At 55.5% G+C, this 6,434-nt stretch carries 7 protein-coding genes; 4 read left to right on the top strand and 3 right to left on the bottom strand.

Annotation, left to right across the window (positions count from 1 at the left end; translation table 11 throughout):
* The 3 genes from ccsB to Q7T06_RS13110 form a co-directional block, all read left to right on the top strand.
* A partial coding sequence (gene ccsB / locus Q7T06_RS13120; protein WP_304785249.1) for a c-type cytochrome biogenesis protein CcsB occupies positions 1 to 828 on the top strand: 828 nt, incomplete at its 5' end.
* A 142-nt stretch (positions 829 to 970) separates the two neighbouring features.
* Complete coding sequence (msrP, locus tag Q7T06_RS13115; protein WP_304785248.1) at positions 971 to 1,951, top strand: protein-methionine-sulfoxide reductase catalytic subunit MsrP; 981 nt, start codon at positions 971 to 973, stop codon at positions 1,949 to 1,951.
* A gap of 62 nt (positions 1,952 to 2,013) precedes the next feature.
* Entirely contained in the window at positions 2,014 to 2,655 is a 642-nt protein-coding gene (locus tag Q7T06_RS13110) for a sulfite oxidase heme-binding subunit YedZ (protein ID WP_304785250.1), read from the top strand.
* Between the two features lie 42 nt (positions 2,656 to 2,697).
* On the opposite strand, the gene lysA is transcribed toward Q7T06_RS13110, so the two are convergent.
* The gene (gene lysA / locus Q7T06_RS13105; protein WP_304785247.1) at positions 2,698 to 3,981 is read right to left on the bottom strand and encodes a diaminopimelate decarboxylase; all 1,284 of its coding nucleotides are present in this window, start codon (positions 3,979 to 3,981) and stop codon (positions 2,698 to 2,700) included.
* An 8-nt stretch (positions 3,982 to 3,989) separates the two neighbouring features.
* Positions 3,990 to 4,190 (bottom strand): lipoprotein, encoded by a 201-nt coding sequence (locus Q7T06_RS13100; protein ID WP_304785246.1) that lies wholly within the window; start codon positions 4,188 to 4,190, stop codon positions 3,990 to 3,992.
* A 40-nt stretch (positions 4,191 to 4,230) separates the two neighbouring features.
* Between Q7T06_RS13100 and cyaY the strand changes: the two genes are divergently transcribed.
* Positions 4,231 to 4,569 carry an iron donor protein CyaY gene (cyaY, locus tag Q7T06_RS13095; RefSeq protein WP_304785245.1) on the top strand — a complete coding sequence of 113 codons (339 nt, stop codon included), beginning with the start codon at positions 4,231 to 4,233 and terminating at the stop codon, positions 4,567 to 4,569.
* A gap of 81 nt (positions 4,570 to 4,650) precedes the next feature.
* Here the strand turns inward: cyaY and Q7T06_RS13090 are convergent.
* On the bottom strand, positions 4,651 to 6,434 hold a 1,784-nt coding region (locus Q7T06_RS13090), incomplete at its 5' end, for a penicillin-binding protein 1A (protein ID WP_304785244.1).

Genomic DNA, 6,434 nt, shown 5'->3' with positions numbered 1-6,434 from the left:
TCGGCGATACTGTGGATGAGCACCCTGTTCATTTTGTCGACCCTGTTCTATTGGGGCGGTTTGATCACGCGTTCGGATACCGGCTCCTCTATCGGCAGCAAATTGTGCTGGGCCGCCGTCATCATGGGTTTCACCGGCATGCTGGTGCGCTGGTATGAATCGTATCTGCTCGGTGCCGATGTAGGGCACATACCGGTTTCCAATCTGTATGAAGTGTTCATCCTGTTTTGCATGATCACGGCGCTGTTCTATCTGTATTACGAACAGATTTATGCGACACGCCAATTAGGCCCGTTCGTATTGCTGGTGATTACTGCTGCAGTCGGATTCCTGCTCTGGTACACGATCAGCCGGGATGCCTCGGGAATCCAGCCATTGGTCCCCGCATTGCAAAGCTGGTGGATGAAGATACATGTGCCGGCCAACTTCATCGGCTATGGCACGTTCTCGCTGGCGGCCATGGTGGCCGTTGCCTATCTGCTCAAATCACACGGGATGCTGGTTGATCGCCTGCCTGCGCTGGAAGTGCTTGATGACGTGATGTACAAGGCAATCGCGGTCGGCTTTGCATTCTTCACCATTGCCACCATCCTGGGCGCGCTCTGGGCGGCCGACGCCTGGGGCGGTTACTGGTCGTGGGATCCGAAAGAAACCTGGGCCTTGATCGTCTGGCTCAACTACGCTTCCTGGCTGCACATGCGGCTGATGAAGGGTTTGCGCGGACAGGTTGCGGCATGGTGGGCAGTCATAGGCTTGCTGGTGACGACGTTTGCTTTCCTCGGCGTCAATATGTTCCTGTCAGGCTTGCACTCGTATGGCGAGCTGTAGGCAATTCAGGGCAGAGTAAGGCATGGCGGCGGGGTAGCAGAATATAGGCAACATTTAGACGTTCTGCTTTCTGTAATGAAACTCCTGTAAGGTTGATCAGTCTCAGCAGACTAAAGACCATTACCATCATCACGGAGCCGCCATGTTAATCAAGCGCAATCCGAACGGGATCGATATTCCGTTCGCGTCTGAAATCACGCCACGCGCTGTATTCGAGTCGCGCCGCGCATTCATCCAAAAAATAGCGGCCGGCTCCATCGCTGGCGGCGCATTGCTGGAAATGGCGACGCGCGAAGCGTTTGCAGCGACATCGGGCACGGTGCAAAAACTTGCGGCCAAAGCCAATCCTGCTTACGTGGTGCTCGACAAGCCGACGTCCTATAAAGACGCGACGACCTACAATAATTTCTACGAATTCGGCACCGACAAGGAAAGCCCGGCGCGCTATGCACCCAAAATGCAGACGCGACCATGGACACTGGCTATCGAAGGCGAAGTCAGGAAGCCGATGACGCTGGATATAGACAGCCTGCTGAAACTGGCGCCACTGGAAGAGCGCATCTATCGTTTGCGTTGCGTAGAAGGCTGGTCGATGGTGATCCCGTGGAGCGGTTATTCGCTGGCTGAGTTGATCAAGAAAGTCGAACCTACATCGAATGCAAAGTACGTCGAGTTCGTGACGGCCGAAGACAAGGAAATGCATGGCTTGCGCCGCCCTGTGCTGGACTGGCCGTATGTCGAAGGCTTGCGCATCGATGAAGCGCTGCACCCGCTGACGCTGTTGACGCTGGGCATGTATGGCGAAGTATTGCCGAACCAGAACGGCGGCCCTGTGCGCATAGTGGTGCCCTGGAAATATGGTTTCAAGTCAGCCAAGTCTATCGTCAAGATACGCTTCGTCAAGGATCAGCCGCGCACGGCATGGAATCTTGCTGCGCCGCGCGAATATGGTTTTTATTCGAACGTCAATCCGCAGGTCGATCATCCGCGCTGGTCGCAAGCCAGCGAGCGCCGCATAGGCGAGGATGGCTTGTTTGCAAAGAAGCGGCCTACGCTGATGTTCAATGGTTATAGCCAGGTTGCGCCCTTGTATGCCGGCATGGATTTGAAGAAATTCTTTTGACCCTGGACGGCTATGCTCACAGACCTGTTCGCCGCCGATCCATGGCTGAGCGATAAATCATGATGAATTTCCATCCCGCGCCGCGCCAGCTGGCTTTCATAAAAAGCCTGCTGTTCATCCTTGCCTTGCTGCCGTTCGGCCGCCTGGCATTGTTTACCTATACAGATCAGTTGGGCGCCAACCCGGTCGAATTCATCACGCGCAATACCGGTGACTGGACGCTGTACTTCCTGTGCCTGACGCTGGCGGTCACGCCATTGCGGCGCTTGAGTAAATGGAACTGGTTGATCAAGCTGCGCCGCATGCTCGGGTTGTTTGTCTTCTTTTACGCTAGCCTGCATTTCACCACCTTCCTCTGGTTCGATCACTTTTTTGATGTGAGCGAAATGCTGGCAGATGTAATCAAGCGGCCTTTCATCACGGTAGGCTTTACTGCATTTGTCTTGTTGATCCCGCTTGCCGTCACCAGCACGAACGGGATGGTGCGACGGCTGGGCGGCAGGCGCTGGCAATGGCTGCACAGGCTGATCTATGTGATCGCCGCGCTGGGCATCCTGCATTACTGGTGGATGAAGGCGGGCAAGAATGATTTCGAACAGCCGCTCATTTTTGGCTTGATCGTGGCGGGCTTGCTGCTGGTACGCGCATACTGGGCGTGGCAAAAGCGCAAGGATATGCAGGCGCTGGCCGGCACGATGATGTGAGGGCTGGCATCGGACCAGGCAGGCTGGTCCGATTTGTCAAAATCAGGGCAGCAGCGATTCCAGCGCAAACAGCTCGCTGGCCAATTCGCGCTTGCGTATCAGATGGATTGTGCTGCCATCAACCATCACTTCGGCCGCCCGGCCGCGCGTATTGTAGTTTGATGACATCGTCATGCCATAGGCGCCGGCTGACATGATCGCCAGCAAGTCGCCTTCCTTGATGGCCAGCTCGCGTGAGCGGGCAAGCCAGTCGCCGGATTCACATACCGGACCGACCACATCGTAAGTTTGTGTCGCAACATCGCGCTGCAATACCGGCTGCACGCCATGCCACGCTTCATACATGGCGGGACGCATCAAGTCATTCATCGCGGCATCGACGATGGCAAAATTTTTCGTCTCGCCATGCTTGATGTACTGCACTTCGGTCAACAGTACGCCGGCATTGCCGACGATAGAGCGGCCCGGCTCGAACAACACCTTGATAGGCGCGCCCTGGTAGGTTTTGGCGCGCCATGCATCGATCTTGGCAAACAGGCGCGCCAGGTAATCACCGACGGCAACCGGGTGGTCGTCGTGGTAATTGATGCCTATGCCGCCGCCTATGTCCAGATGATGGATCGCGATGCCTTCGCCGGCCAGCGTATCGATCAACTCTATCAATTTGTCGACCGCTTCCAGCAGCGGTGCATCGTCTAGCAATTGAGAGCCGATATGGCAGTCTATGCCGACCACCTGGATGTTCGGCAGCGCTGCAGCAACGCGGTAAGTTGCGAGCGCATCTTCATAGGCGACGCCGAACTTGTTGTCTTTCAAGCCGGTGGAAATATAAGGATGGGTTTTTGCGTCGACGTTGGGGTTGACGCGCAGCGAGACTGAAGCGCGCTTGCCCATTTCACCGGCGACTTCATTCAATCTATGCAGTTCGGGTATCGATTCGACATTGAAGCACAGGATGTCATGCGACAGCGCCAGCTGCATTTCTGCGCGCGACTTGCCGACGCCGGAAAAAATCACCTTGCGCGGCGATCCGCCAGCCGCCAGCACGCGCAGCAGTTCGCCGCCGGAGACGATATCAAAACCGGAGCCGAGTTTGCCGAGCAGATTCAGGACCGCCAGATTCGAATTGGATTTGACGGAATAACAGACCAGCGCGGTGTCATCGCTGCGACCATGTTTTTTGCAGGCGTCGGCGTAGGAAGAGAAATTCTCTGCCAGTGCGGCCTTCGAATAAACATAGGTAGGCGAGCCGAATTGTTGGGCAATGTGCGTCAGCGGTGTATGCTCCGCGCACAGCACGCCGTCTTGATAGGAAAAATGCGACATGGTGGAATTTATTTCGAGGCGGGTGATGCCGGTGCTGGTGCAGCAACCGGCGCAGGTATCGCAGGTGGTGCGTTCGATTTTGGCATTTTGGTGCCGGGCATGTACAGTGCGCCTGTCTGGCCGCAACCGGCAAGCAGGCTGATGCATGCGGCGCCGACAAGGGCGGCAAAAAAAGCGGCGAAGCGCGATAAACCAGGATGGGACTTCACGATTAGAATCTCTGTTTAACGAAACGTGTTGGAGTGTAGCATGACCGAATCAGAATTCCTGAAGCAGGCAGAAGCAACTTTGAATCAAATTGAGGCGACTCTGGAAGCGCTGGCCGACACCAGCGAGCTCGATGTCGAATGTACGCGCAGCGGCAATGTGCTGGAAATCGAGTTTATCGATAACGGCACCAAGATTATCGTCAATAGCCAGGCGCCGATGCAGGAATTATGGGTGGCAGCGAAATCCGGCGGTTTTCATTTCAAGACGCAAGGAAGACGATGGATCAATACGCGTGAGGGGACGGAATTATTTGCCGCCTTGTCGCAGATGGTGAGCCAGCAGGGCGGCATCGATGTTACCTTGCATGACGCGGAGTAATGCTGCAATAAAGACCATATAAAAAAGCGGAGAGTCTTGCGACTCCCCGCTTTTTTTGATGGTGCAAGCTTGTTACCGGAATCAGAATAACTCGTTCTTCACTTCATCCCTGGTCGGCGCGTCGGTGTGTACTGGCGCTTCGCTCAAGCCCAGGTTGCGTACGCCCATTCCGGGTGGATTCTCTGCGTAATAATATTCGCCATTCGCCGTGATGATGCCTTCCGGCACGGTGCGTTCTGCAGTCGGCACATTTTTCAGCGCCTTTTGCATGTAATTGATCCAGATCGGCAAAGCCAGGCCGCCGCCGGTTTCACGATTGCCCAGGTTTTTCGGTTGATCGAAACCTATCCACGCGATACCCACAATGTCGGGATGGTAGCCGGCGAACCAGGCATCAAACGAATCATTGGTGGTGCCGGTTTTGCCTGCGAGGTCGGTGCGCTTCAAGGCCATGGCCTTGACTGCGGTACCGGACGTCACCACATCTTTCAGCATGCTGTCTATCAGGAAGGCATTGCGTGCGTCGATGACGCGATTGGCTTCATCGCCTGCTTTTTCAGGTTTTACTTCCGACAATACCTTGCCGCTGGCATCTGTGATTTTGGTGATCAGGTAAGGGTTGACCTTGTAACCGCCATTGGCAAATACCGAGTATGCGCCCGCCATTTGCAAAGGCGTGACCGCGCCCGCGCCTAGCGCCAATGTCAGATAGGGTGGATTCTTGTCTGCATCGAAGCCGAAGCGGGTAATGTATTCCTGCCCGTATTTGGCGCCTATCCTGTGCAGGATCCGGATCGAAATCATGTTCTTTGACTTGGTCAGGCCTTTGCGCATCGTCATCGGGCCGTCGTATTTGCCATCGTAATTTTTGGGCTCCCAGGCCTGGCCGCCGGTTTGGCCGGCGTCAAAACTGATGGGCGCATCATTGATGATGGTTGACGGCGACAAGCCTTTTTCCAGCGAGGCTGAATAAATGAACGGCTTGAAGGACGAGCCAGGCTGGCGCCATGCCTGGGTGACGTGATTGAATTTGTTGCGGTTGAAATCGAAACCGCCTACCAGCGCGCGGATGGCACCATCTGCGGTATTGGTCGCCACGAACGCCGATTGCACTTCCGGCATCTGGATCACGCTCCAGTTTTTACCTTCCTGCATCACGCGTATCACTGCGCCGCGTTTGACGCGCTTGTTGGGCGGCGCCTTGGCGCTGAGCAAATTTGCGGCAAAGGTCAGGCCGGGTCCTTCTATCTTGATTTCTTCGCCGGATACCAGAACGGCAGTGATGGATTGCGGCGTGGCTTCCAGCACAACGGCGGCGACCAGATCGTCGCTATCCGGGTGGCTGGCGAGCTCGACTTCAATCGCATCTTCCGCTTCTTCTTTATTATTCGGAATTTCTATGTAATTTTCCGGGCCGCGGTAGCCATGGCGCTTTTCATAATCCATCACGCCGCGCCGCACGGCGAGGTACGCAGCATCTTGGTCGGCCTTGGTGACGGTGGTGAAGACGTTCAAGCCGCGCGTATAAGTTTCTTCCTTGAATTGTTCATAGACTAGCTGGCGCGTCATTTCCGCTACATATTCTGCATGTACGCCGAATTCGCTGCTATTGGTCTTGATCTTGAGTTCTTCATCCCTGGCCCGGTTGTATTCAGGCTCGGTGATATAGCCGAGATGGTACATACGCTGCAGAATGTATTGCTGGCGTGCTTTTGCGCGCCGGGGATTGACGACCGGGTTGTAAGCCGAAGGAGCTTTGGGCAAGCCGGCCAGCATTGCGGCTTCGGCAATCGTGATGTTCTGCAACTTCTTGCCGTAATAAATCTGTGCCGCCGATGAGAAGCCATAGGCGCGCTGTCCCAGAT

The organism is Herminiimonas sp., assembly GCF_030645555.1.
GTDB lineage: Bacteria > Pseudomonadota > Gammaproteobacteria > Burkholderiales > Burkholderiaceae_D > Oxalicibacterium.
This window is presented reverse-complemented; position numbering and strand designations above follow the sequence as displayed.

What these genes read in the sequence shown, in the direction of transcription:
- cyaY (WP_304785245.1), top strand. Translation starts at nt 4,231, where the DNA reads ATGACCGAATCAGAATTCCTGAAGCAGGCAGAAGCAACTTTGAATCAA.
- lysA (WP_304785247.1), bottom strand. Translation starts at nt 3,981, where the DNA reads ATGTCGCATTTTTCCTATCAAGACGGCGTGCTGTGCGCGGAGCATACA.
- Q7T06_RS13110 (WP_304785250.1), top strand. Translation starts at nt 2,014, where the DNA reads ATGAATTTCCATCCCGCGCCGCGCCAGCTGGCTTTCATAAAAAGCCTG.
- msrP (WP_304785248.1), top strand. Translation starts at nt 971, where the DNA reads ATGTTAATCAAGCGCAATCCGAACGGGATCGATATTCCGTTCGCGTCT.